The sequence below is a fragment of the Pseudomonas sp. FW305-96 genome (genome assembly GCF_058783825.1).
The window spans coordinates 133,371-156,654 of the sequence record NZ_JBYSYW010000001.1 but is presented as its reverse complement, the minus strand read 5'-3'; the positions used below and the strand labels follow the sequence as shown (position 1 = coordinate 156,654).

Genomic DNA, 23,284 nt, shown 5'->3' with positions numbered 1-23,284 from the left:
TTGTTACTGTGGGAGCCGGCTTGCCGGCGATGGGGCGCGGAGCGGCCCCTTCAATGGTCGGTTTCAGGACGCGCCGGGTCGCCCGCGCACAACCTCTTCGCGCAATAGCTGCCATGCTCTGAGGATGCCCGTGGACCGCGCGCAGCAAGACGCATGGCCACAGGCAAGGAGGGTGCCTGGCCTGCCGCCACCGTGACGCGGCCAGCGCACCGCAGCTGAACACCGCCGGACACTGGCCCGCGATCTGGGCCGGGCCGGGTTGCCGAGGTCTGCTGTATGCCTGATGAGTTGAACCACCTGCCGTTGATCCAGCGTGTCCTGGCCCGTGAAAAGGACACCCCCGGCGCCTTGTTGCCGATTCTCCACGCCATCCAGACCGGCGCCGGCTACATCCCTGACATCGCCGTCGCCGAGATCGCCCATGCCCTCAACCTCAGCCAGGCCGAGGTGCGCGGGGTGCTCAGCTTCTACCACGATTTCCGTACCACGCCGCCGGCCCGCCATACCCTGCGCCTGTGCCGCGCCGAGTCCTGCCAGAGCCGTGGCGCGGAGGCGCTGGCCGCGCAATTGCGCGAGCAGTTCGGGCTGGATGATCACGGCCGCAGCGAAGACGGTGCGCTCGACCTGCGCCCGGTGTACTGCCTGGGTGCCTGTGCTTGCTCGCCAGCGCTGGAACTCGATGGCCAGCTCCACGCCCGCGTTACCCCGGAGCGCCTACGGGCGCTGGTGGCGAGCTGCCGAGAGGAGGTGAAGGCATGTTGAACCTGTGCATCTCCTGCGATTCGCTGGCCCGCGCAGTCGGTGCCGACCAAGTGGCCGATGCGGTGGCCCGCGAGGCGGGGCAGCGCAACCTGCCGATACGCATCAAGCGCACCAGCTCCCGTGGCCTGTATTGGCTGGAGCCGCTGGTGGAACTGGACACCGCGCAAGGCCGGCTGGGCTTCGGGCCGGTAGCGCCCGAGGATGTCCCCGGTTTGCTCGATGCCCTGGCGGGCGACCACGCCGGCCATGCGCTGGCGCTGGGGCCGGTCGAGGATATTCCCTACCTGAAAACCCAGCAGCGCCTGTTGTTCGCCCGCGCCGGCATCACCCGGCCGCTGTCGCTGGATGACTATCACGCCAACGGTGGCTTCGAGGGGCTGCGCCAGGCCACCCTGCTGGACGGCGACGAAGTGGTCGCGGCAGTGCTCGATTCGGGCCTGCGTGGCCGAGGTGGCGCGGCCTTCCCGGCGGGCATCAAGTGGCGCACCGTGCGCCAGGCGCCGGCCGGGCAGAAGTACGTGGTGTGCAACGCCGACGAGGGTGACTCCGGTACCTTCGCCGACCGCATGCTGATGGAGGGCGACCCGTTCCTGCTGATCGAGGGCATGATCATCGCCGGCCTCGCCGTGGGGGCGAGCAAGGGCTACATCTATGTGCGCTCGGAGTACCCCGATGCCGTGCGCGCGCTCAACGAGGCGATCATGCTGGCCCGCGAGGCCGGTTACCTGGATGTCGCCGGCAGCGGCGTGACCTTCGACCTGGAGGTGCGGGTCGGCGCGGGAGCCTATATCTGTGGCGAGGAAACCGCGCTGCTCGAATCCCTGGAGGGCAAGCGCGGCATCGTCCGCGCAAAACCCCCGTTGCCGGCGCTGGAGGGCCTGTTCGGTCAACCGACGCTGGTGCACAACGTGCTCACCCTGGCCTCGGTACCGATCATCATGGCCAAGGGCGCGGCCTATTACCGCGATTTCGGCATGGGCCGCTCGCTCGGCACCCTGCCGTTCCAGCTGGCCGGCAATATCCGCCATGGCGGGCTGGTGGAGCGCGCTTTCGGCCTGACCCTGCGCGAGCTGGTGGATGGCTACGGTGGCGGCACCGCCAGTGGCCGGCCGATCAAGGCAGCGCAGGTCGGCGGCCCGCTGGGTGCCTGGGTGCCGCCTGAACAGTTCGACACGCCGTTGGACTACGAGGCCTTCGCTGCCATTGGCGCGATGCTCGGCCATGGCGGCGTGGTACTGGCCGACGACACCCTGAACATGGCCGGCATGGCCCGCTTCGCCCTGCAGTTCTGCGCCGAAGAATCCTGCGGCAAGTGCACGCCGTGCCGGATCGGTTCGACCCGCGGCGTGGAAGTGGTCGACCGGCTGATCGCCAGCACCGACCCGGCCTACCGCGAAAGCCAGGCGGGGTTGCTGCGCGACCTGTGCGACACGATGCAGTACGGCTCGCTGTGCGCCATGGGCGGGATGACCCCGTACCCGGTGGCCAGCGCCCTCAAGCATTTCCCCGCCGATTTCGGTCTGGAGGCCGCGCAATGATCAATTACTTCGACCCCAGCAGCGACCTCGACCTGGGTACCCCGCAACGCCTCAGCGAGGTGCAGGTCAGCCTGGTCATCGACGGCCGTTCGATCAGCGTGCCCGCTGGCACCTCGGTGATGCGCGCCGCGGCCATGCTTGGCACCAGCATCCCCAAACTGTGCGCTACCGACAGCCTCGAGGCCTTCGGCTCGTGCCGCATGTGCATGGTCGAGATCGACGGCATGCGCGGTTACCCGGCGTCCTGCACCACCCCGGTGGGCGAGGGCATGGTGGTGCGCACGCAGACGCCACGCCTGGCCGACCTGCGCCGCAACGTGATGGAACTGTATATCTCCGACCACCCGCTGGACTGCCTGACCTGTTCGGCCAACGGTAACTGCGAGCTGCAGACCGTCGCCGGCCAGGTCGGCCTGCGCGAGGTGCGCTATGGCTACGACGGCGCCAATCACCTGGGCGAAGGCAAGGACGTGTCCAACCCGTACTTTGACTACGAGCCGAGCAAGTGCATCGTCTGCAGCCGCTGCGTGCGCGCTTGCGAGGACATCCAGGGCACCTTCGCCCTGACCATCACCGGGCGTGGTTTCGAGTCGCGGGTGGCGGCGGCCGGCGGTGACGATTTCCTCAGCTCCGAATGCGTTTCCTGCGGCGCCTGCGTGCAGGCCTGCCCGACGGCGACCCTGAGCGAGAAAAGCCTGATCCAGCTCGGCCAGCCCGAGCGCGCGGTGATCACCACCTGTGCCTATTGCGGCGTGGGCTGCTCGTTCCGCGCCGAGATGAAGGGCGACCAACTGGTGCGCATGGTCCCGGACAAGAACGGCGGCGCCAACCACGGCCATGCCTGTGTCAAGGGACGCTTCGCCTGGGGCTATGCCACGCACCCGGACCGCATCACCAGGCCGATGATCCGCAAACGCCTGGAGGATCCGTGGCAAGAGGTCAGCTGGGATGAGGCAGTCACTTATGCCGCTAGCGAGTTGCGACGCATCCAGCTCAAGTACGGGCGTGATTCCATCGGTGGGATCACCTCCAGCCGCTGCACCAACGAAGAGGCGTACCTGGTGCAGAAAATGGTGCGCACGGCCTTCGGCAACAATAACGTCGACACGTGCGCGCGGGTTTGCCATTCACCTACCGGCTATGGCCTCAAGCAGACCCTGGGCGAGTCCGCCGGTACCCAGAGCTTCGACTCGGTGATGCAGGCCGACGTGGTGCTGGTGATCGGCGCCAACCCCACCGACGCCCACCCGGTGTTCGGCTCGCAGCTCAAGCGCCGCCTGCGCCAGGGCGCGCGGCTGATCGTCATCGACCCACGGCGCATCGATCTGGTCGATTCACCCCATGCCCGCGCCGAACTGCACCTGCAACTGCGTCCGGGTACCAACGTGGCCATGCTCAACGCCCTGGCTCATGTGATCGTCAGCGAGGGCCTGCTCGACCAGCGCTTCATCGATGCCCGCTGCGAAACCGAGGATTTTGCGCGCTGGCGCGATTTCGTCGCCCAGCCCGACAATGCCCCTGAAGTGCTCGGCCCGGTGTGCGGCGTGCCCGCCGAGCAGATCCGCGCCGCCGCCCGGCTGTACGCCACCGGCGGCAATGCTGCGATCTACTATGGCCTGGGCGTGACCGAGCACAGCCAGGGCAGCACTGCGGTGATGGGCATCGCCAACCTGGCCATGGCCACCGGCAACATCGGCCGCGAAGGGGTGGGGGTGAACCCGCTGCGCGGGCAGAACAACGTGCAGGGCTCGTGCGACATGGGTTCGTTCCCCCACGAGTTGCCCGGCTACCGGCACATCTCCAACGAAAGCGTGCGCGCCGAGTTCGAGCAGGCCTGGGGCGTGACCCTGCAGCCCGACCCGGGCCTGCGCATCCCCAACATGTTCGAGGCCGCGCTGGATGGCAGCTTCAAGGCGCTGTACTGCCAGGGCGAGGATATCGCCCAGAGCGACCCCAATACCCAGCACGTCACCGCCGCGCTGTTGGCGATGGAGTGCGTGGTGGTACAGGACATTTTCCTCAACGAGACGGCCAAGTTCGCCCATGTGTTCCTGCCCGGCAGCTCGTTCCTCGAGAAGGACGGCACCTTCACCAATGCCGAGCGGCGTATCTCGCGGGTGCGCAAGGTCATGGAACCGCTGGCCGGCAAGGCCGACTGGGAGGCGACCCTGGCCTTGGCCGATGCCCTGGGCTATCACATGGACTACCAGCATCCATCGCAGATCATGGACGAGATCGCCCGCCTGACCCCGACGTTCCGCCGGGTCAGCTATGCCGAACTCGACCGCCACGGCAGCCTGCAGTGGCCATGCAACGACGCCGCTCCCGACGGCACGCCGACCATGCACATCGAGCAGTTCGTGCGCGGCAGGGGGCGCTTCATGCTCACCGGCTACGTGCCCACCGACGAGAAGGTCAACAGCCGCTACCCGCTGCTGCTGACCACCGGGCGCATCCTCAGCCAGTACAACGTCGGCGCGCAGACCCGGCGTACCAGCAATGTCGCCTGGCACGACGAGGACCGGCTGGAGATCCACCCCAGCGACGCCGAGAGCCGCGGCATCGCCGACGGCGATTGGGTGGGCGTGGGCAGCCGCTCTGGGCAGAGCGTGTTGCGCGCCAGGGTCAGCAGCCGGGTGGCGCCGGGGGTGGTGTACACAACGTTCCACTTCCCCGAGTCCGGGGCCAACGTGATCACCACCGACAACTCCGACTGGGCCACCAACTGCCCGGAATACAAGGTCACCGCAGTGGAGGTGGTGAAGGTGTTCCAGCCGTCGGAATGGCAGAAGCGCTATCAGAGTTTCAGTGACGAGCAGCGGCGCTTGCTCAAGGGGCGGCGTCAGGCGGAAAAGGCGGAGGTGCGCCGATGAGCAGCGACAACCTGGTGAAGATGGCCAACCAGATCGGCCATTACTTCGACAGTGAGCCGGATCATGCCAAGGCGGTGCAGGGAGTGAAGCAGCATCTGCAGAGCTTCTGGACGCCGGCCATGCGCCGGCAGTTGCTGGAGTGGATCGAGGCCCACGCAGGCGAGGGGCTCGACCCCAAGGTGCGGGAGGCTTTGGCGTAGCTTGCCTGCTCCCGCAGGATGGTGCATGGCTTGAGGCTGATGCGGTCGTTGTGGGAGCCGGCTTGCCGGCGATGCGCCGCGTCAGCGGTGCCCTGTGGCCGCCGGCGGGCTCCCGCCCTGATCCGATCGCCAGCAATAGAATGTTGGCGCAGTGCATGGCCTGGATGAAATGTCCGTCATGTTTGCAGGGTTACTGCATACCCGATGCTACGCTCGCAAAAACACCCTGACGGAAGCCCACCATGGACATGAACTGGCACCAGGCCCTGCAAGCGAGCCTGAGCTGGCTGGCGATCGCCTCGTTGGTCACCTTTGGCTGCTTCATCGTCGCCGCCTTCCTGGCGGTGCGCTGCACCCGCTGGGGTGCCCAGTTCTGGCAACTGGCCGGACCTTATTTCAGTTGGCGCCGCAGCTGGCGACCGCTGCTGACCTTCGCCCTGCTGCTGGTGCTGACGTTGTTCGCGGTGCGCCTGAACGTGCTGTTTTCGTTCTGGTACAACGGTTTCTATAGTGCCTTGCAGGCCCTGGACCAGACGGCGTTCTGGTACATGCTCGGGGTGTTCGCGGTGCTGGCGACCATCCATGTACTGCGTTCGCTGTTCACCTTCTATGTGACCCAGGCGTTTAACATCCGCTGGCGGGTGTGGCTCACCGAGCGCCTGACCGCCGACTGGATGCACGGTGATGCCTACTACCGTGGGCAGTTTCTCGCAGAGCCCGTGGACAACCCCGACCAGCGTATCGAGCTGGACGTGAACAACTTTGTCACAGGTTCCGTTTCCCTGGCGTTGGGGGCGGTTGGCGCGGTGGTGTCGTTGGTGGCGTTCACCGGCATTCTCTGGGGCCTGTCGGCGCCACTGGCCGTGGCCGGCGTCGAAATCCCCCGGGCGATGGTGTTTGCTGTCTACATCTATGTGCTGATCGCCACCTGGATCGCCTTTCGCCTCGGCCAGCCGCTGATCCGCCTGAATTTCCTCAACGAAAAACTTACCGCCAACTTCCGCTACGCGCTCATGCGCTTGCGCGAGAACGCCGAGAACATCGCCTTCTACCAGGGCGCGCAGGTGGAGCGCGGCACCTTGCTTGGGCGTTTCTTCGCCTTGATCGGCAACGCCTGGGCCCTGGTATTCCGGAACCTCAAGTTCAGCGGGTTCAACCTGGGCGTCAGCCAAGTGGCGGTGGTGTTCCCGTTCATCCTCCAGGCGCCGCGCTTTTTCAGTGGAGCGATCAAGCTCGGCGACGTGATGCAGACCGCCCAGGCCTTCGGCCAGGTGCAGGATTCACTGTCGTTCTTCCGTGAGTCCTACGATACCTTCGCCCAGTATCGTGCCACCCTCGACCGTCTGACCGGGTTTCTCGATGCCAACCAGCAGGCCAGAGAATTGCCGCGAGTGGCCACCGTGGACCAGGCGCATGCGCTGGGCATCCATGGCTTGCAGGTGCGTCGGCCCGACGGCTACGCGCTGATCACCGATCTCGACCTGAACCTGCACAGCGGCCAGGCGCTGCTGATCAAGGGACCATCGGGCAGCGGCAAGACCACCTTGCTGCGCGCCCTGGCGGGCCTGTGGCCGCATGCCGACGGTGAGGTCAGGCGGCCGTTGGGGACGCAGGCGCTGTTCCTCTCGCAACGTCCGTACCTGCCGTTGGGTGACCTGCGTACTGCCATCGCCTATCCGGCGCAGGGTGAGCCTGGGGACGATGCGCGCATGCAACAGGCCCTGCGCCAGGTCAATCTTGCCCACTTGGCCGAGCGACTGGACGAGCCGCGTGACTGGTCGCGTATCCTGTCGCTGGGCGAACAGCAGCGCCTGGCGTTTTCCCGGGTGCTGTTCAATCGGCCGCAGGTGGTGTTCCTCGACGAGTCCACCTCGGCGATGGACGAAGGGCTGGAGCATGCGTTGTATTCGCTGCTGCGTGAGCAGTTGCCGACGACGCTGCTGGTCAGCGTCGGGCACCGCAGCACCCTGGCGGCGTTCCATTCCCATCGCCTGGAGGTGGACGGGCAGGGGGGCTGGTCGCTCCTGGAGCAACAGCCGGCCGTGCCAGCATAGGGCGTAGGGGAACATAGCACGGCATTGCTTGCGATCCGCTATAATCGCGGTGTGTTCACCCAGCAAGGTGTGTAAAGGTGAAAGGGATCAGCCTGGAAACCAAGAAGGCTTATTGCGCCAAGACGCGTCGTTCCAACTACCTGGCCAGCCTGAGGCTAGAGGGGTTCAGCGTGTCTCGGGACGCGGCCGAGCGTGAACTCCCGACCCGGGAGGAACTGCTGCATAAGTACCGCAAGCAGCGTTGACGTTGGATAAGTACGGGGTAGGGCAGGATGCTTATTGCTATGCCGGCACCTCGGTCTTGCGCAATCGGCTTGATGTTCATGATGACGATGAGCTGTGTAGAGCCGAGCGTGACTTCTCCGAGTTGGCCGCGAGCGAGATTGAATTCAGTCTTCCACCCTACGATCTTGCCTACTTGAAGCAGATTCACCGTTCGCTCTTTCGTGATGTCTATGATTGGGCGGGCGAACTGCGTGTTCTCGATATTTCTAAAGGTCAGACCCGTTTTTGCAATCTGAGTCGGATCAAACCCGAAGCCGACAAGATTTTCGCCTTGATGGCTGAGAGGCAGTTTTTCGAGGGGCATGATCGTGACGCCTTGGTAAAGGCAGTCGCTGAGAGCTTTGGGGATCTGAATATGGTCCACCCCTTCCGAGAGGGCAACGGGCGTGCACAGCGCATCCTGTTCGAGCATTTACTGCTCAACGCGGGTTTCCAGATCGACTGGTGGCAGGTTGAACCCGATGCCTGGATCGAGGCCAACATTGCCGCAATTGTGTGTGATTACTCGGCGCTGGAACGCATATTTGACCGGTGCCTGGGTTTGTCGATGATCAAGTGAAGCCCGGCCGATTTGCGCAAGCTGACGCGAATTTCCGTAGGAGCGGGCTTGCCCCGCGATGGCGCCAGTCCAGGCAATGAGATTGGTCCTGCCAGTTTTAGCGTCGGGTAAACCACAGCCCGGCCAGCGTGATCAGAGCGAACCCGCCCCCCACCATGAACGTCGCTCGATACCCCGCCCAGTCCCACAAACCACCGGCCAGCACACTGGCTACCAGCAACGCCACCCCGGTCACCAGGTAGAACACGCCGAACGCAGTCCCGCGCAGCGCCTCGGGCGCGCTGTCGGCGATCAGGGCGCTGAACACGCCCTGGGTAAAGCCCATGTGCAATCCCCACAGGGTAACTCCCAGCACCAGGCCGGGTAGGCCCGGCAACCAGGCCAGCAGCAGATCGGCCATTACCAGCAGGGCCAGGCCGGTCATCAACACACCCTGTCTCCCGATCCGGTCGGAGAGTGCGCCGGCGGGGTAGGCCGACAGTGCATAGGCCAGCGACATCAGCACCAGCACGGCTGGCGCCCACAGCGCCGCAAGGCCCAGCGCCTGACCGCGCAGCAACAGAAAGGCCTCGCTGAAGCGCGCCAGGGTGAACAGCGTGGCCAACATGACCAGGCGCCAGTAACGGTTGCCCAACCGGGCCAGCTCACGCAATGCGAGGGGAGCGGCGCGCGCACTTGTCGCTGCGGGGTTGTCGGGCTCGCGAACGAAGGCAATCAACACATAGAGCGCCATAAATGCGGGGACTACCGCCACCCAGAACACCGTCTGGAAGTGGCTCGCGGTCAACCACATCAACAGGATCGCGAGCAATGGCCCGAAAAAGGCCCCGACTGTATCCAGCGCCTGGCGCAGGCCGAATGCTGCACCGCGCAGTTCGGCGGGCGTGACATCGGCAATCAGCGCATCCCTCGGCGCGCCGCGGATGCCCTTGCCGACACGGTCGAGAAAACGCGCCGCGGTCAGCCATTCCAGCCCTGGGGCCAACGGGAACACCGGCTTGGTAACGGCAGCCATGCCGTAGCCGATCACCGTCAGCAGCTTGCGCTTGCCCAGGCGGTCGCTGAGGGCCCCGGAGAACACCTTGGTGAACGCCGCCGTTGCCTCGGCGATACCCTCGATCAGGCCGACGGCCAGCACTGAGGTGCCGAGCACGCTGACCATGTACAGCGGGAGGAGGGCGTGGATCATCTCCGAAGAGACATCCATCAGTAGCGAGACAAAACCCAGGGCCCAGACGCTGCGGGGGATCAGCGCGAGGCTGTGGCGACGGCGCGAGTGCGGAACACTGTTCATGGGTGATCTCGGCGTTGCTCCGATTTCACTCTAGACAATAGCGGCCTCAACGCCGCATGAGCGCAAAAAGCGCCGCGAGTTATGGTCGTTATTTGTGAAACACCACACTAGCAGGGGCGCTCAGGCTGGCCCTTGCTGATGCAGCTGCCCCAGGCGGCTGCGTGTACGCATCAGATCGGCGATGGCGCCGCCCAGGCTTTTTTCCAGGGCCTGCTTGCCGATCACCAGCACCTCCCGGTCCTGGTCGTACAGCACATCCACCAGGTTGACGAAGCGCTGCTGCGCCGCCAGCGAGCACTCGGCCAGATCATCCAGGCCGTCTATGATCCAGCGATCATAGCGCTCGGCCAGGGCCAGGTAATCGATCACTGCTGTCGGTTGTTCGCACAGATCGTCGAAGCTGAACATTACCTGGCGCCCCTCGCTGGCCAGGGCCCTCAGGGAACGTTTGTTGACCTCCAGCCCTACCGGCTGCGGCGCGGGCACCTGCAGAGCCCGGCGCTGCCCTGCATCTCCTGGCCAGACGTAGCGACCCCGGGTGAAGCGCTGGTGTTGGCGATTGGCTGGCAGGCTGCGAAAGTCGGTCTCTCCCCCGACCTCAAGCACTTGCATGCGGCTGTTGATCAGGCGGATCACCGGCAGGAAGCGCGCGTGATACAGCGGGTTGGGCAGCAACCCCTCAGGCGCGTAGTTGGACGTGACCAGCAGGGAAACGCCTCGTGCGAACAGGGCATCGAACAGCCGGGTGAGGAGCATGGCATCGCCGATGTCATGGACGTGGAACTCGTCGAAGCACAGCACTTGGCAATGGCCAAGCAGCGCGTCGAGGGTCGCCCCCAGGGCATCGTCCTGCGCCCGGTGGTGATGCATGCCTTGGTGCAGGCGGGCGAAGAAATCGTGAAAATGCAGGCGGCGCTTGGCCGCCGTCGGCACGGCCTGGAAGAAGCCATCGAGCAGCCAGCTCTTGCCGCGTCCGACCGCGCCGTGCAGGTACAGGCTGCGCGTCGGACCCGCGTCGAGGCTGCCCAACAGCATGGCCATCGCCTCTATCACCTGAAGCTGTCCATCGCTCAGGGCATAGCCACGCTCGTTTGCCATTGTCTGGAAGTGGCCCAACAAGGTGGGAACCTTGGCCGGGGCACTGCGCAGGCGCTGGCCAATCTGGCGCAAGGACGGGGGAATCCAGGTGGGCAAGTGGCAGGCTCCTCGGGCCGAGTCTGGGGCAGGGCGCAGCTTGCGCGATGCCGGGCATTTTGACCAATCGAGAATGTGCCGGACAATGATCGTGAAATACGATACTTCAGGTCTTGTGCTCGAGCTGGCGCTCGATCATGTACTTCACCGCCAGGCGACGCTCCTTGAGATGGCGCAGGTCTTCGTCCACAAAGTTGCCTGCCGAGATCGACTCGGCGGCCAGCACCTGGTTGTCGATGTCCATGTACTCGTCCAGCAGGCGGTCGAGCTGCGGGTCCTGCTGGCGGCGCTGCTGGACGATTTCGCGTGGGTAGTGCAGGTCCTGATAGAGGTCATGGGAAACGGGCATGGCGTCCTCCTTGTAATGCGCCGATGGGCTCTATCTGATTGGAATGGAGGAATGCGATTGTGTTGAGGCGAGGCGGTGGAATTGCGACGAGCGGTTGTCGTAGGCGCCGCGAGAATCCTCTCGGGAGGTAGCTGCTATAACTAACTTGCTGTTTTCCTGCGTTTTTTTCAAAAAAAAGCTTCCCACTTCGAAAAAAGGTTGTTAAAGTGCCGGCCATTCCCGAGCAGCAACACACGGAGCTGTCAGGGGGTTGTCAGTGAGGCGGTGATCAGTCATTCGCCAGATCCGATACAGGGGCGTCGCCAAGCGGTAAGGCAGCAGGTTTTGATCCTGCCATGCGTTGGTTCGAATCCAGCCGCCCCTGCCATTTTAAAGTTGTATCCTCTCCCCAATCGCCTTTCGGCGATTTTTTCGTTTCTGCCTACCTGTTTTCCAGCGACTCGGCCAGCACCTGGGCGAGGATGTGTTCGTGCACCGGTTTCTGCACCACCTGGCACCCCTGCAGCTCCAGCCCTTGCAGCTGGGCATAGCCGGTGAGGAACACCACGGGCAGGCGCGGAAAGCGCTCGCGGGCCGCCAGGGCCAGTTGGGCACCATTGAACTCTGGCATGGCGAAGTCGGTAAGCAGCAGGTCTATGCGTTCATCGAGCAGGGCCATGGCCTGGGCACCATTGTGCGCCTGGTGTACCTCGTAGCCCTGGCGCTGCAGCAGGTCGCCAATCATTTCGCGCACCAGATGGTCGTCGTCCACCAGCAGGATGTGACGCTCGGCCCCTTGGGCGAAAGGCGGGCGCACATCGTCCTCGCCCGTAGTGAGTGAATCGGCACGGGCCTTTACCGCTGGCAGGTAGACACTGACCAGGGTGCCGCGGCCTGGCGTTGTATCGATGCGCACGCCACCGCCGATCTGTTTGGCGAAGCCGAACACCTGCGCCAGCCCCAGGCCTGAGCCCTTGCCGATATCCTTGGTGGTGAAGAACGGTTCGAAGGCTTTGGCCAGTACTTCCTCGCTCATGCCGCAGCCGCTGTCGCGGATACTCAGCACCACGTACTCACCGGGTTCCGGGTCCTCCGGGCGTTGTGGACGGGTATTGATTCGGGTGTTGCGCGTGGCCAGGGTGAGTTGGCCGCCCTCGGGCATGGCGTCGCGGGCGTTGATCGCCAGGTTGAGAATGATCATTTCGGTCTGGGTCGGGTCGGTCAGGGCTTGCCATAGCCCAGCATCGAGCTCCAGGCGCACTGCGACGCTGCCACCCAAGGTGCGGCGCAGCAGTTCTTCCAGCCCTGCCAGCGTGCGGTTGAGGTTCAGCGGCACCGGCTCCAACCGTTGCTTGCGCGAAAACGCCAGCAACTGGGAGGTCAGCTTGGCCCCGCGCTCGCCCGCCTCGCGAATGTGCTGCAGGCGCTTGTGTGCCTTGTCCAGCAGGCCTTTGTCCAAGTCGTTCCGCAGGAAGCTGGCACCGGTGAGGATCACCGTCAGCAGATTGTTGAAATCGTGCGCCACGCCGGCCGTGAGCTGGCCGACCGCTTCCAGGCGCTGCATCTGCTGCAGCGCGGCCTCGATGCGTTCGCGTTCGGCGATCTGTTCGCGCAGGCGCTCGTTGGCCTCGGCCAGGTCCAGCACCGCTTCGCGTTCGCTGGAGATATCGCGGGCGACCACATGCAGCAGGTTGTCGTCCGGCACCACCACCCACGACAGCCAGCGCTGCTGGCCTTCGGCATGCCGGATGCGGCCGACGAAGCGGGCGCTGGTGCGTCCCTGAGAGAGCGCGGCCAGCTCGGTGAGGAAGGTTTCCTGGTCGGCTTCCGGTAGCAGCTGCAGCAGCGAAATCTGCGCCAACCGCTCACGGGGAAAGCCCAGCGCGGCTTCCCAGGCCGGGTTGAGGGCTACCGGGGTCAGGTCCTTGTTGAGTACCGCCAGCAGGTCCTGGGACAGTTCCCAGGCACGGTCGCGCTCGCGGGTGCGGCGCTCGACCCGCTCGCCGAGCATCTCGTTGAGCTGCTCCAGCGCCCGGGTGGCCTGGCGCTGCTGGTGGATGTCCTGCAGCACCCCGGAAAAGCGCACGCACAGGCCGTCGATGAGTTGGGTCTGGCCGGTGGAGAGCAGCCAGCGCGGCTCCAGTGCGCCGGGTTGAGCGATACGGAACTCGGCCCGGTAATGGCCATCGCTGTCAGGGCGCATGGCCTGCTCGACGGCGTTGCGCACACGGGATTGGTCGTCGGGGTGGATGCCGGCGTAGAAGACCTCGATCGTCATCCGAGTGTCGCTGGGCAGGCCGAACAGCATCTTGCAGCGGTCGTCCCATACCAACTGCCCGTCCTGCGGGCGATAGTCCCAAGTGCCCATGCCGGCGGCATCGATGGCGATGCGGGCGCGCGCCTCCGCCTCGGCCAGGGCCTCTTCAGCGCGGCGTCGGCGCTGGCGTTCCTGCACTTCGGTCAGCGCCCGGCGCACGGCCTTGGGCAGCAGCGGCAGGTTCTTCTTCAGGACGTAGTCGGTGGCGCCGAGGCGGATCATCTCCACCGCGTGTTCTTCGCCGTAGATGCCGGAGAGGAAGATGAACGGTATCTGAGGCGCCAGGCGTTGGGCGATGGTCAGCACGTCGGCGCCAGAGGAGCTCGGCAGCACGCAATCGCACAGGATCAGGTCGTAGGAAGACTCGCCCAGGGCATGCTCGGCACCGACATGGTCGAACACCAGCCGTGATTGCACCTGAAACCCGCTGCGCTCAAGGCGCACCAGGATCAGCTCGGCATCCATGGCGCTGTCTTCGACCATCAGCAGTTTCAGTGGAGTAAGCTGCATCGTGTTCGCCTCAGTTGCTGCCGCGACGGTTCAGGCGCAGCGAACCGGGTGGTGGTTCGTTGAGCACCGCCCAGAACATGCCCAGGTCGGAGATGGCGGTGACGAACTCCTTGAACTCCACAGGCTTGACCACATAGGCATTGACCCCGAGCTCATAGGCCCGGCTCAAGTCCGGCCCCTCGCGCGAGGACGTCAGCATGACGATGGGGATGCTGCGCAACTCGGCGGTTTCGCGCACCACCTTGAGGACTTCCAGGCCATCGACCTTGGGCAGCTTCAGGTCCAGCAGCATCACCGCCGGATTGCCGCCGTCGCGTCCGGCAAAGGCGTTGCGCCGCAGCAGGTAGTCCAGCGCATCGGCGCCGTCGCGCACGACGACCACCTCGTTGGCCAGCTGGCTGCGCTCAAGGGCGAGCAGGGTCAGTTCGAGGTCTCTGGGGTTGTCTTCGACCAGCAGGATAGGTTTGAGCATGATGTCCGGCCTCAGGCAGACTTTGGGTTTAGTGGCAGGGTGAAGTGGAAGCTGGCGCCCTGGTTGATGCGGCCCTCGGCCCACACCCGCCCATCGTGGCGCTCGATAATGCGGCGCACGCTGGCCAGGCCGATCCCGGTGCCTTCGAACTCTTCCATACGGTGCAGGCGCTGGAACACGCCGAACAGCTTGTCGACATAGGCCATGTCGAAGCCCACGCCATTGTCGCGCACATAGAACTCGAGTTCGTGCCGGTGACGCACCGAGCCGATCTCGATGCGCGCGGGGGCGCGGCCGCGGGTGTACTTGATGGCATTGGCGAGCAGGTTGTGCAGGACCATGTTGATGAAGGCCGGGTCGGCGATCACCTTGGGCAGGTCGGCGATTTCCCAGGCGATGTCACGCCCCGCGTAGTCCGGCGCCAGCTCCGAGCGGATGGTGTCGGCCAGGGTATTGAGGTCGACGTCGGACAGGCGCAGCGCCGAACGGCCCATCTGCGAGAAGTTGAGCAGGTTGTCCACCAGGGTACCGGCGAATTGCGCGGCATCCTCGATATGGCTGAGGAAGCGCTTGCCGCGTTCGGAGAGCTGCTCTCCCTCTATTTCGCCGAGCAGTTCACTGTAGCCGGCGATGTGCCGCAGCGGAGCACGCAGGTCGTGGGACACGCTGTAGGAAAACGCTTCGAGTTCCTTGTTCGAGCGCTTCAGCTCGCCGGCCAGCTGTGCCAGTTCCTCGGCCTTGCGCAAGACGATGCCGAGCACCGCGCCGCGCAACTCCATCACGCCTTCGATGATCAGCGGGTGCCAGGGCGCGCTGAAGCCGCGCACTTCCTGCTGCCAGCGCTCGAAGCTGTGCCGTGGGTTGAGATTGCCCTGCGGGCCGACAGACTTCTCCGGTCGGCCCGCCCAGTTCACCGTATGGGCCTGCTCGGGCCGGAACCATACAAGATAGTGCGAATGAATCTGCGAGATCGCGACTGCCAGCACCCCGGCGGCATGCCGGGCCAATTCAGGCAGTTCATCGATGTCACGCTGTACGTTGTCGGTGTGGAACACCGCCTGGCCGTCACGCCGCGCCAGCCAGTGCGCCAGGGCATTGACCAGCGACGCTGGCGGGGTGGCGCCGATCAGGTCGCAGCGCTCGGCGCTGATGATCGCCGCCCCCGAGGCTCCGGCGAACTGCAGCATCACCTCGGGCTGGGCGAGCAGGCCATCGCTGACACTGTCATGGTCGGCCATCGAGCCGAGCATGCGCACGATGCGCTGGCGCAAGTCGAGCAGCTGGCGTGTGCTGTCGTGGGACTCGATGGCCTCGATCTGCAGCGACAGCACATTGGCCAGCAGTTCGCAGGCGGTGCGGGTCTGGAAATCCACCGGCCTAGGCTGGTCATGGTGGCAGGACACCAGGCCCCATAGCTGGTCATCGACCACGATGGACAACGACATCGACGCCAGTGTGCCCATGTTGCGCATGTACTGCAGGTGCACCGGCGACACACTGCGCAGTGAGGCGAAGCTCATGTCCAGGGGCTTGCCGGTACGCGGATTGCTGGCCGGCACCAGGGGCGAGGGTTGGTAGTTGGCGTCTTCGATCACCCGGATGCGGTTGATCCGGTACAGCTCGCGGGCCTGGCGCGGGATGTCCGAAGCCGGGAAGCACAGCCCCAGGTAGCTCGGGTAGCCGGGGTCGGCATCCTCGGCCAGGACCGTGCCGGTGCCCTCGCTGTCGAAGCGGTAGGCCTTGACCCGGCCGAAGCCGGTGATGCGTTTGATCTGGCGTACTGATTGCAGCAGCAACTCGTCGATGCTGCTGACCTGGTGCAGGGTGCTGACGAAGGCGCGGACCAGCGGGTAGTAGTTGTCCTTTTCGCCACCCTGCGCAGCACTGCGGTGGGGTTCGAGTTCGAGGATCAGCACCTGGTCGTGACGGTGTGCCAGGACCCGCAGCGGCGCTTGCCAGGGCGCACCATGGTGCAGGTGTGTATCGCCGATGTGAAACGGGAAGATTTCGTCGTCGGGCAGGTTGGCCAGGCGGGTGCGCAGGTCGAAGCTGGTGCTGACCAGCTCGGCGAAGGCTTGGCCCGCCAGCGCGCGGGCAGGTACGCCCAGCCAACGCTCGGTATTCTCGCTGGCCTGGAGAATACGCAGGTCGGTCTCGTCCAGCACCAACAGGAAACCCTGTGGCTGAATGCTGCCCGGAACCTGGATCGGTTCCTGGGCACAGCGCTCGATGGCCTGCTCGAGCGAGGTCGGTTCGGTCGTCACGGGACTCTCCTGTAGGGTCCGTCCATGCATGGCGCATGCGTGTTGCACAGGATGTTGTTGGTGAACGGTATCAGAATGCCGGCCGCTTTGCCGGGATCTGGTTGTTTTGAAAGGCGCCAGGCGCTGGGGTTTCGTTACCAGGCGAGAAAATTCAATCGTGTCACGTTTGTCAGGCCCGCAATGGACTGCACAGCCCCAGCCCCGCCATTTTCATTAATGCCAAAGAGGGGTAGGGCTTGCCCGGCCCGGATCCAATCGCGCTGCTACGCTCAAGTTCAACCTATACAGGAAGGATTGTCAGGTGACGGAGCGCTTTGTGGCCATGCTGTTGGGCCTGTGGTTGAGTGGCAACGCCATGGCAGCGGATTTTGTCGTTGAAGTGCAGGTGCGCGTGCAGCGCGGGTGCATGCTGGTCAACCAGCAGCGCGATGCCGGCCCGCAGGCGCTGGGGCGCATCGACCTGGGCAGCGCGGCGCGCCTGGATGGCCCTGGTGCGCCGTTGAGTGGCGCTCTGCTGGCCCAGCGCCCGCCGCGGTTGGAGTGCAACCCCGATACCCCGTACCAGGTACGTGTCGATGGCGGCCAGCACGGCGGCATCGGCGAACTGCGCTACCTGGCGAGCCGTGATGTCCAGGCCCGGCCGATTCCCTATCGTCTCTACCGCGACGCCGCCTGGCGCCAGCCGTTGGCGGTGGACGCTGCGCAATCGGCGCGGGTGCCGGACAGCGGTTCGGCGCAGCTTCCCCTCTACGCACGGATCGACAAGCTGGCCTGGGTACCCCGCGCCGGCCTGTATACCGACCTGCTCAAAGTCACGGTCACCTGGTAGGGAGGCTTCATGCTCATGGAAGTGTTGCACCGTGGATCGATCCTGCTGCTGACCCTCGGCCCGTTGCTGTTGCCCACTGGCGCGGCCCACGGCACCACCACCGGCTTCATCCAGGCGCGCCTGGTGATCAGCGCCGCCTGTCAGATCAGCAGCGACCCGCAACCGGCCACCCTGGGCAACCCGGGGTTGATGGACTTCGGTGCGCGGGGGCCGACCTGGGACCAGCCTTTGACCAGCCGGGTCGACGAGGCCGGCGGCGAGGGCAGCCTGCAGATCAGCTGTTCGCCCCAGGTGCGCGCTTTCAGCGTGCGCATCAACGGTGGCCAGAACGGCAGCGACGGCGTGCGCCGCCTGAGCAATGGCCGCGAGCTCATTCCCTACCAACTGGCCATCGACCCGGGCGGCAACAGCCGCTACGGCATCGGCCAGGCCCGTACCTTCACCATCAGCAGTACCCAGCAAGTGCCCGTGCCCATCTACGGCGTAGTGGTCGCGCAACCGCGCGCACTGCCCGCGGGGCTGTATCGCGACACCCTCAGGGTGACCCTGGACTGGTAACACGCAAGGAGATTCCGATGCCTAAGCACCTCACCCGCTGCATACTCGCCGGCCTTGGCCTCGCCCTGGCGGCCCAGGCCCAGGCCGCCACCGTGACCGGCACCATCAGCTCGACCCTGACTCTGACCGCCGCCTGCCAGGTCAATGGCAGCGGCGGCACCTCCGGGCTGAATTTCGGCAGCCTCAACTTTGGCACCCAGGATTCGCTGTTCACCACCGCCAATGGGCAGGTGCTCGGCGGCGGAGGCGGGGCCATGAGTATTCTCTGCTCGGCAGGCACGGTGCCGACGATCAAGGTGCGTGCCGGCGCCCATGACTCGCAGTCCGCCGGGGGGACCCGGGCCTTGGCCGATGGCGCGGGCAATTTCGTGCCCTACGACTTCTACACCGACGCCGGACACACCCAGCTGCTGGCGATCGACGGCACCATTACCCTGCCGACCAGTACCGGCGTGGCGCAGACCGTCAACCTGTATGGCCAGGCCCGGGGTAAAGCCGGCCTGCCGGCCGGGGTGTACACCGACACGGTGGCGGTCGAGCTGAGTTTCTGAGCCATGCCAGGCACTGCGCGGCTGCTGGCGGTCGGCGTGTGCCTGACGTTGACCCCGGGTGCCCACGCGGTCACCACCAGCACCTTCCAGGTGACGGCGCAGATCGTCGCGGGCTGCCTGGTTGTGGGCGGCGTGACGGCCTATGGGGTGCTCGACTACGGCACCAGCTCGGCACTGTCCACGGCCACCCTGAGCACCTCGCTCGGCGGCAGCACGGTGACGTTCCAGTGCACCCCCGGCGTGGCCCTGAGCATGAGCCTGGACGGCGGCCAGAACAGCGCCAGCGGCACGCGCAACCTCAAGCGTTCGGGCGGTACGCAATTGCTGGCCTACCAGCTTTACCGCGACGCTGGTTTCAGCCAGAGCCAGAGCCTGGGCATCGGCAGCAGCGTGGCGGTGAGCTACAGCGACCCGACCGCGATCAAGCTGCCGGTCTATGGCCGTACCACCCTGACCGGCACCTTGCCGGCGGGGACCTACACCGATGTCGTGCAAGTGACGGTGACCTGGTGAAAGGCCACCGCGGATAACAGAAAAGGAGAGGGGCATGGGGGCAGGCGCGAAATGGGCGCGAGGAATCATCGGGGTGCTGCTGTTGGCCAGCGCACCGGCCTTCGCGGCCACCTCGGTGCTGATCTGGCCGATCGACCCAGTGCTGGAGGCCGACCAGAAGGCCGGCGCGCTGTGGCTGGAAAACCGTGGCTCGGCGCCGACCAGCCTGCAGGTGCGGGTGTTCGCCTGGCGCCAGGGCGACTACCAGGAGCAGTTCCAGGCCCAGCGCGAGATCATCGGCAGCCCGCCGGTGGCCAACATTGCGCCGGGGCAGAAACAACTGATCCGCCTGACCCGCACCGGCGGTTCGCCCGCAGGTCAGGAGCAGGCGTACCGCATCATCATCGATGAGATCCCGTCGCCGCTGCCGACCGATGCCGCCAGTGAAGGGCCGAAGGCAGCGATCCGTTTGCAGATGCGCTACTCGGTGCCGCTGTTCGTCTACGGCGAGGGGCTGTGGGGCAAACCCGACCCTGCGGGCAAGCGCAGCGCCGAAGGCGTGGGCAAGCCGCAGTTGAGCTGGCACGCGGTGACGGTACAAGGCAAACCCTATGTCGAGCTGCGCAACACGGGGCCTGTGCATGCGCGGCTGACCGACGTGGTGCTGCAGCAAGCCGGTCAGGACAGGCCATTGGTCGAAGGGCTGCTCGGTTATGTGTTGCCTGGCGCCAGCATGCGCTGGCCGGCACCGGCCACGCCGGGCGCCGCCAGCGTGCTGAAAGGGCGAGTCAACGGCCAGGAGGTGGCACAGGCCATCAAACAGGGGCAATGAGCCGCGCTTGAACGGATCACAGGGGCCAGGGAGGACCCGGCAATGGTTGGAAATCGTGTGTGAGCTGGGTGCGGGTGGCAACGCACCGGTTGTGGCTGGGCCTGGCGGTGCTGGGGCCCGGCCTGGGCGTGGCCGACGAGCTGCCGCCGCCGCCCTCGGAGCATGCCGCCATCGCCGACGCCACGCTGTACCTCGACCTGCTGGTGAACCAGGTGGCCAAGGCTGAGCTGGTGCCGGTGCAGCAGCGCGCCGGGCGCCTGTACCTGGCCAGCGAGGTGCTGCGCGAGGCGGGCGTCAGGCTGCCGGGAGAGCCTCAGGGCGAGGTGGCCCTGGACGACATCTCCGGCCTGCACAGCGACTACGACAGCCAGAACCAGCGCCTGCTGCTGCAGGTGCCGCCGGCCTGGCTACCCGACCAGCAGGTCGGTGAGCGCAACCTGTACCCGGCCAGCGACGCGCGCAGCAGCTTCGGCGCCTTGCTCAACTACGACGCCTACCTCAACGACACCGATGAGGGTGGCAGCTACCTGGCCGCCTGGAACGAGCTGCGCCTGTTCGACGACTGGGGTACCTTTTCCACCACCGGGCAATGGCGCCAGTCGTTCAATGGGGCCCAGGCCCAGGGCCGCCAGGGCTTGCTGCGCTACGACACCACCTTCCGCTACACCGACGAGCAGCGCCTGCTCACTTATGAGGCCGGCGACCTGGTGACCGGCGCGCTGCCCTGGACCACCTCGGTGCGCGTGGGCGGGCTGCAACTGTCCCGCGACTTCGGCGCCCGTCCCGACCTGGTCACCTATCCGCTGCCGGCCTTTGCCGGCGAAGCCGCTGTGCCGACCTCGCTGGACCTGTTCATCAACGGCTACAAGAGCAGCAGTACCGAATTGCAGCCTGGCCCCTACACCCTGACCAACGTGCCGTTCATCAACGGCGCCGGCGAAGCGGTGGTGGTCACCACCGATGCCCTGGGCCGGCAGGTGTCGACCACCTTGCCGTTCTATGTCACCAGCAGCCTGCTGGCCAAGGGCCTGTCAGACTTCTCGGTGGCCGCCGGCAGCCTGCGCCGCGACTACGCCGTGCGCGATTTCGCCTATGGTCCGGGTGTGGCCTCGGCGACCCTGCGCCACGGTGTATCCGACTACTTCACCGTGGAAACCCATGCTGAGAGCGCCGAGTCGCTGATGCTCGGCGGCCTGGGCGGCAACCTGCGCCTGGGCACCTTCGGCGTGCTCAATGCGGCAGTGACCCAGAGCCGCTTTGAAGGCGATACAGGCCAGCAGCTGGCGCTGGGCTACCAGTACAACAGCCGGCGGATAGGCTTCAACTACCAGCGCGTGCAGCGCCATGGCGACTACGCCGACCTGTCGCGGGTCGACAGCCCCTACACGCGCCTGAGCCAGCGCAGCGAGCAGGCGACCCTGAGCCTCAACCTGGACAGCTACGGCAGCCTCGGCGCCGGTTACTTCGATGTGCGCGCCGGTGACGGCACGCGCACGCGGCTGATCAACCTCAGCTGGAGCAAGCCGCTGTGGCGCAACAGCAGCCTGTACCTGTCGGCCAACCGCGAGGTTGGTGACAGCCAGTGGGCGGTGCAGGCGCAACTGGTGATCCCCTTCGACCTGCGCGGCACCCTGGCCTTCAGCGCCGAGCGCAGCAAGGACGGCCAGGACCTGCAGCGGGTCAACTACAGCCAGGCGGTACCGCTGGGCGGTGGTGTGGGCTATAACCTGGGCTACGCCACCGGCGGCAACCGCGACGACTACCGCCAGGCCGACCTGACCTGGCGCCTGCAATCGGTGCAGTTGCAGGTGGGCGCCTACGGCAGCAGCGGCGAGATGACCCGCTGGGCCGACGCCAGCGGTTCGCTGGTGCTGATGGATGCGGGGCTGTTCGCCGCCAACCGCATCGACGACGCCTTTGTGGTGGTCAGTACCAGCGGCTACGCCGACGTGCCGGTGCGCTACGAGAACCAGCAGATCGGCCGCACCGATCGCAACGGCCATTTGTTGGTGCCCTACAGCAGCGGCTATTACCGCGGCAAATACGAGATCGACCCCATGGACCTGCCCGCCGATGTGCTGGCGCCGCAGGTGGAGCAGCGCGTGGCGGTGCGCCGTGGCAGTGGCTACCTGCTGGAGTTTCCGCTCAAGCGTGTGCTGGCGGCAAGCCTGGTGCTGGTCGACGGCAATCAGCGGGAGCTCAAGCTGGGCAGCCGGGTACGTCACCGGGAAAGCGGCGCCGAGGCGGTGGTGGGCTGGGATGGGCTGGTCTATCTGGAGAACCTGGCGCCGCACAATCGCCTGCTGGTGGACAAGGCCGATGGCGGGCAGTGCCAGGTGGCGTTCGACCTGCCTGAAGGGGAGGGGCCGATCCCGTTGATCGGCCCGCTGGTGTGCCAGTGAAGATCCGGCAGCATGGCCTGCTGTTCGGCCTGTTGCTGGCGCCATGCCCGGCCTGGGCACTGTGTTCGTCGGTAGCCACCACACCAGCGGCGTTCGGCACCGTCAATTCGACGCTGGTACGTACTACCGTGCAGACCGCCTCGAGCACCAATTCCGGTTTGCAGTGTACCGGCTCGCTGCTCAGCCTGCTGTCCAGCAATGACCACTTCTACGCAACCATCACACCCGCTTCCGGTGGCCTGGTCGGCCCGACCGGCGATGTCATCAACTACACCCTGTACGCCGACAACAGTGTCAACTACCCGATCACCCGGGGCGTTGCCTTCGACTTTGCCCGCAATGGCATCATCGACTTGCTGGGCCTGCTCAATGGTCCGACGCCCAAGGCGGTACCGATTTATCTGCGTACACAGATCGGCAGCAATGTCGCCGCGGGCCTGTACCAGGAGACGCTGACCGTTGCCTGGAGCTGGAACTACTGCTCGGGCATTGGCATCGGCAATATCTGCCTGGGGCGCGATATCGGCAGTGGCAGCAAGACCCTGAACGTCAGCCTGACGGTAAGCAACGACTGCCAGATCACCACGCCCAACATCAGCTTCGCCAGCGCACCGGTGGTGGCCGGGTTCGGCACGGTGAACCAGAGCCTGAGCGTGTCGTGCACCAAGGGCAGCAACTACACGGTCGGGCTGGACGACGGGCAGAACGTCTCGGGCGGACGGCGGCGGATGAAATCCAGTGCCAACAACTACCTGGCCTACGACATCTTCAAGAGCGCAGGCGTGGTGCGCTGGGGCTCGGTGGGCGCGGCGCGGCGTTCGAGCAGCGATGCCGAGGTGAACCCCGGGGCGGGGACCGGCACGGGCAGCCAGGTGTTCAACTACAACGCCAAGGTGTACACCGACCAGGCCACGCCGCCGGCGGCGACCTATACCGACAGCGTGATTCTGGATGTGCAGTTTTGAGTGAC

General features: G+C 65.7%; 20 protein-coding genes and 1 tRNA gene. 15 read left to right on the top strand and 6 right to left on the bottom strand.

Going from position 1 to position 23,284, the window contains the following annotated elements:
• Positions 1-276 precede the first annotated feature (276 nt).
• The 7 genes from AC3WL2_RS00695 to AC3WL2_RS00665 all read left to right on the top strand — a co-directional run bounded on the left by AC3WL2_RS00695 (position 277) and on the right by AC3WL2_RS00665 (position 8,271).
• Positions 277-762 carry a formate dehydrogenase subunit gamma gene (locus AC3WL2_RS00695; protein ID WP_102684518.1) on the top strand — a complete coding sequence of 162 codons (486 nt, stop codon included), beginning with the start codon at positions 277-279 and terminating at the stop codon, positions 760-762.
• Complete coding sequence (locus tag AC3WL2_RS00690; protein ID WP_102684519.1) at positions 756-2,300, top strand: formate dehydrogenase beta subunit; 1,545 nt, start codon at positions 756-758, stop codon at positions 2,298-2,300. Before AC3WL2_RS00695 ends, AC3WL2_RS00690 begins: the two co-directional genes overlap by 7 nt.
• The gene (fdhF, locus tag AC3WL2_RS00685) at positions 2,297-5,173 is read left to right on the top strand and encodes a formate dehydrogenase subunit alpha (protein ID WP_102690659.1); all 2,877 of its coding nucleotides are present in this window, start codon (positions 2,297-2,299) and stop codon (positions 5,171-5,173) included. Before AC3WL2_RS00690 ends, fdhF begins: the two co-directional genes overlap by 4 nt.
• Complete coding sequence (locus tag AC3WL2_RS00680; protein ID WP_102684521.1) at positions 5,170-5,373, top strand: formate dehydrogenase subunit delta; 204 nt, start codon at positions 5,170-5,172, stop codon at positions 5,371-5,373. The genes fdhF and AC3WL2_RS00680 overlap by 4 nt, the downstream gene beginning before the upstream one ends.
• Before the next feature lie 242 nt (positions 5,374-5,615).
• Positions 5,616-7,427 carry an ABC transporter ATP-binding protein/permease gene (locus AC3WL2_RS00675; protein ID WP_102684522.1) on the top strand — a complete coding sequence of 604 codons (1,812 nt, stop codon included), beginning with the start codon at positions 5,616-5,618 and terminating at the stop codon, positions 7,425-7,427.
• Positions 7,428-7,504: 77 nt separating this feature from the next.
• Entirely contained in the window at positions 7,505-7,672 is a 168-nt protein-coding gene (locus AC3WL2_RS00670; protein ID WP_102684523.1) for a YhfG family protein, read from the top strand.
• 2 nt (positions 7,673-7,674) lie between these two features.
• Positions 7,675-8,271, top strand: coding sequence for a putative adenosine monophosphate-protein transferase Fic (locus AC3WL2_RS00665; RefSeq protein ID WP_102684524.1), 597 nt, complete (start codon positions 7,675-7,677; stop codon positions 8,269-8,271).
• Positions 8,272-8,368: 97 nt separating this feature from the next.
• Here the strand turns inward: AC3WL2_RS00665 and AC3WL2_RS00660 are convergent, their stop codons facing one another.
• From AC3WL2_RS00660 to AC3WL2_RS00650, 3 genes are all read right to left on the bottom strand, one after another.
• A complete protein-coding gene (locus tag AC3WL2_RS00660) occupies positions 8,369-9,565 on the bottom strand; it encodes an MFS transporter (protein ID WP_102684525.1) in 1,197 nt (398 codons plus the stop codon).
• 120 nt (positions 9,566-9,685) lie between these two features.
• On the bottom strand, positions 9,686-10,759 hold the full coding sequence (zapE, locus tag AC3WL2_RS00655; protein ID WP_102684526.1) for a cell division protein ZapE: 1,074 nt from the start codon (positions 10,757-10,759) through the stop codon (positions 9,686-9,688).
• A gap of 106 nt (positions 10,760-10,865) precedes the next feature.
• The gene (locus AC3WL2_RS00650; RefSeq protein ID WP_102684527.1) at positions 10,866-11,108 is read right to left on the bottom strand and encodes a hypothetical protein; all 243 of its coding nucleotides are present in this window, start codon (positions 11,106-11,108) and stop codon (positions 10,866-10,868) included.
• Positions 11,109-11,400: 292 nt separating this feature from the next.
• On the opposite strand from AC3WL2_RS00650, the gene AC3WL2_RS00645 reads away from it, so the two are divergent.
• Positions 11,401-11,475, top strand: a tRNA-Gln gene (locus AC3WL2_RS00645).
• Between the two features lie 54 nt (positions 11,476-11,529).
• On the opposite strand, the gene AC3WL2_RS00640 is transcribed toward AC3WL2_RS00645, so the two are convergent.
• The 3 genes from AC3WL2_RS00640 to AC3WL2_RS00630 are packed head-to-tail and all read right to left on the bottom strand — an operon-like array spanning position 11,530 to position 16,680.
• Positions 11,530-13,914 carry a response regulator gene (locus AC3WL2_RS00640; RefSeq protein WP_102684528.1) on the bottom strand — a complete coding sequence of 795 codons (2,385 nt, stop codon included), beginning with the start codon at positions 13,912-13,914 and terminating at the stop codon, positions 11,530-11,532.
• Between the two features lie 10 nt (positions 13,915-13,924).
• Complete coding sequence (locus tag AC3WL2_RS00635) at positions 13,925-14,386, bottom strand: response regulator (RefSeq protein ID WP_102684529.1); 462 nt, start codon at positions 14,384-14,386, stop codon at positions 13,925-13,927.
• 11 nt (positions 14,387-14,397) lie between these two features.
• Positions 14,398-16,680 (bottom strand): ATP-binding protein, encoded by a 2,283-nt coding sequence (locus tag AC3WL2_RS00630; RefSeq protein ID WP_102684530.1) that lies wholly within the window; start codon positions 16,678-16,680, stop codon positions 14,398-14,400.
• A 271-nt stretch (positions 16,681-16,951) separates the two neighbouring features.
• Here AC3WL2_RS00630 and AC3WL2_RS00625 point away from each other — a divergent pair, with 271 nt between their 5' ends.
• The 7 genes from AC3WL2_RS00625 to AC3WL2_RS00595 all read left to right on the top strand — a co-directional run bounded on the left by AC3WL2_RS00625 (position 16,952) and on the right by AC3WL2_RS00595 (position 23,279).
• Entirely contained in the window at positions 16,952-17,479 is a 528-nt protein-coding gene (locus tag AC3WL2_RS00625) for a Csu type fimbrial protein (RefSeq protein WP_102684531.1), read from the top strand.
• Positions 17,480-17,503: 24 nt separating this feature from the next.
• On the top strand, positions 17,504-18,037 hold the full coding sequence (locus tag AC3WL2_RS00620; protein ID WP_102684541.1) for a Csu type fimbrial protein: 534 nt from the start codon (positions 17,504-17,506) through the stop codon (positions 18,035-18,037).
• Positions 18,038-18,054: 17 nt separating this feature from the next.
• The gene (locus AC3WL2_RS00615; RefSeq protein ID WP_102684532.1) at positions 18,055-18,588 is read left to right on the top strand and encodes a Csu type fimbrial protein; all 534 of its coding nucleotides are present in this window, start codon (positions 18,055-18,057) and stop codon (positions 18,586-18,588) included.
• Between the two features lie 3 nt (positions 18,589-18,591).
• On the top strand, positions 18,592-19,101 hold the full coding sequence (locus tag AC3WL2_RS00610; RefSeq protein ID WP_102684533.1) for a Csu type fimbrial protein: 510 nt from the start codon (positions 18,592-18,594) through the stop codon (positions 19,099-19,101).
• A gap of 34 nt (positions 19,102-19,135) precedes the next feature.
• Positions 19,136-19,912: a fimbrial biogenesis chaperone gene (locus tag AC3WL2_RS00605; RefSeq protein ID WP_102684534.1), complete on the top strand. Its 777-nt coding sequence runs from the start codon at positions 19,136-19,138 to the stop codon at positions 19,910-19,912.
• Between the two features lie 68 nt (positions 19,913-19,980).
• Positions 19,981-22,314, top strand: coding sequence for a fimbria/pilus outer membrane usher protein (locus AC3WL2_RS00600; protein ID WP_173862459.1), 2,334 nt, complete (start codon positions 19,981-19,983; stop codon positions 22,312-22,314).
• Positions 22,311-23,279 carry a Csu type fimbrial protein gene (locus AC3WL2_RS00595; RefSeq protein WP_102684536.1) on the top strand — a complete coding sequence of 323 codons (969 nt, stop codon included), beginning with the start codon at positions 22,311-22,313 and terminating at the stop codon, positions 23,277-23,279. Before AC3WL2_RS00600 ends, AC3WL2_RS00595 begins: the two co-directional genes overlap by 4 nt.
• Positions 23,280-23,284: the final 5 nt, after the last annotated feature.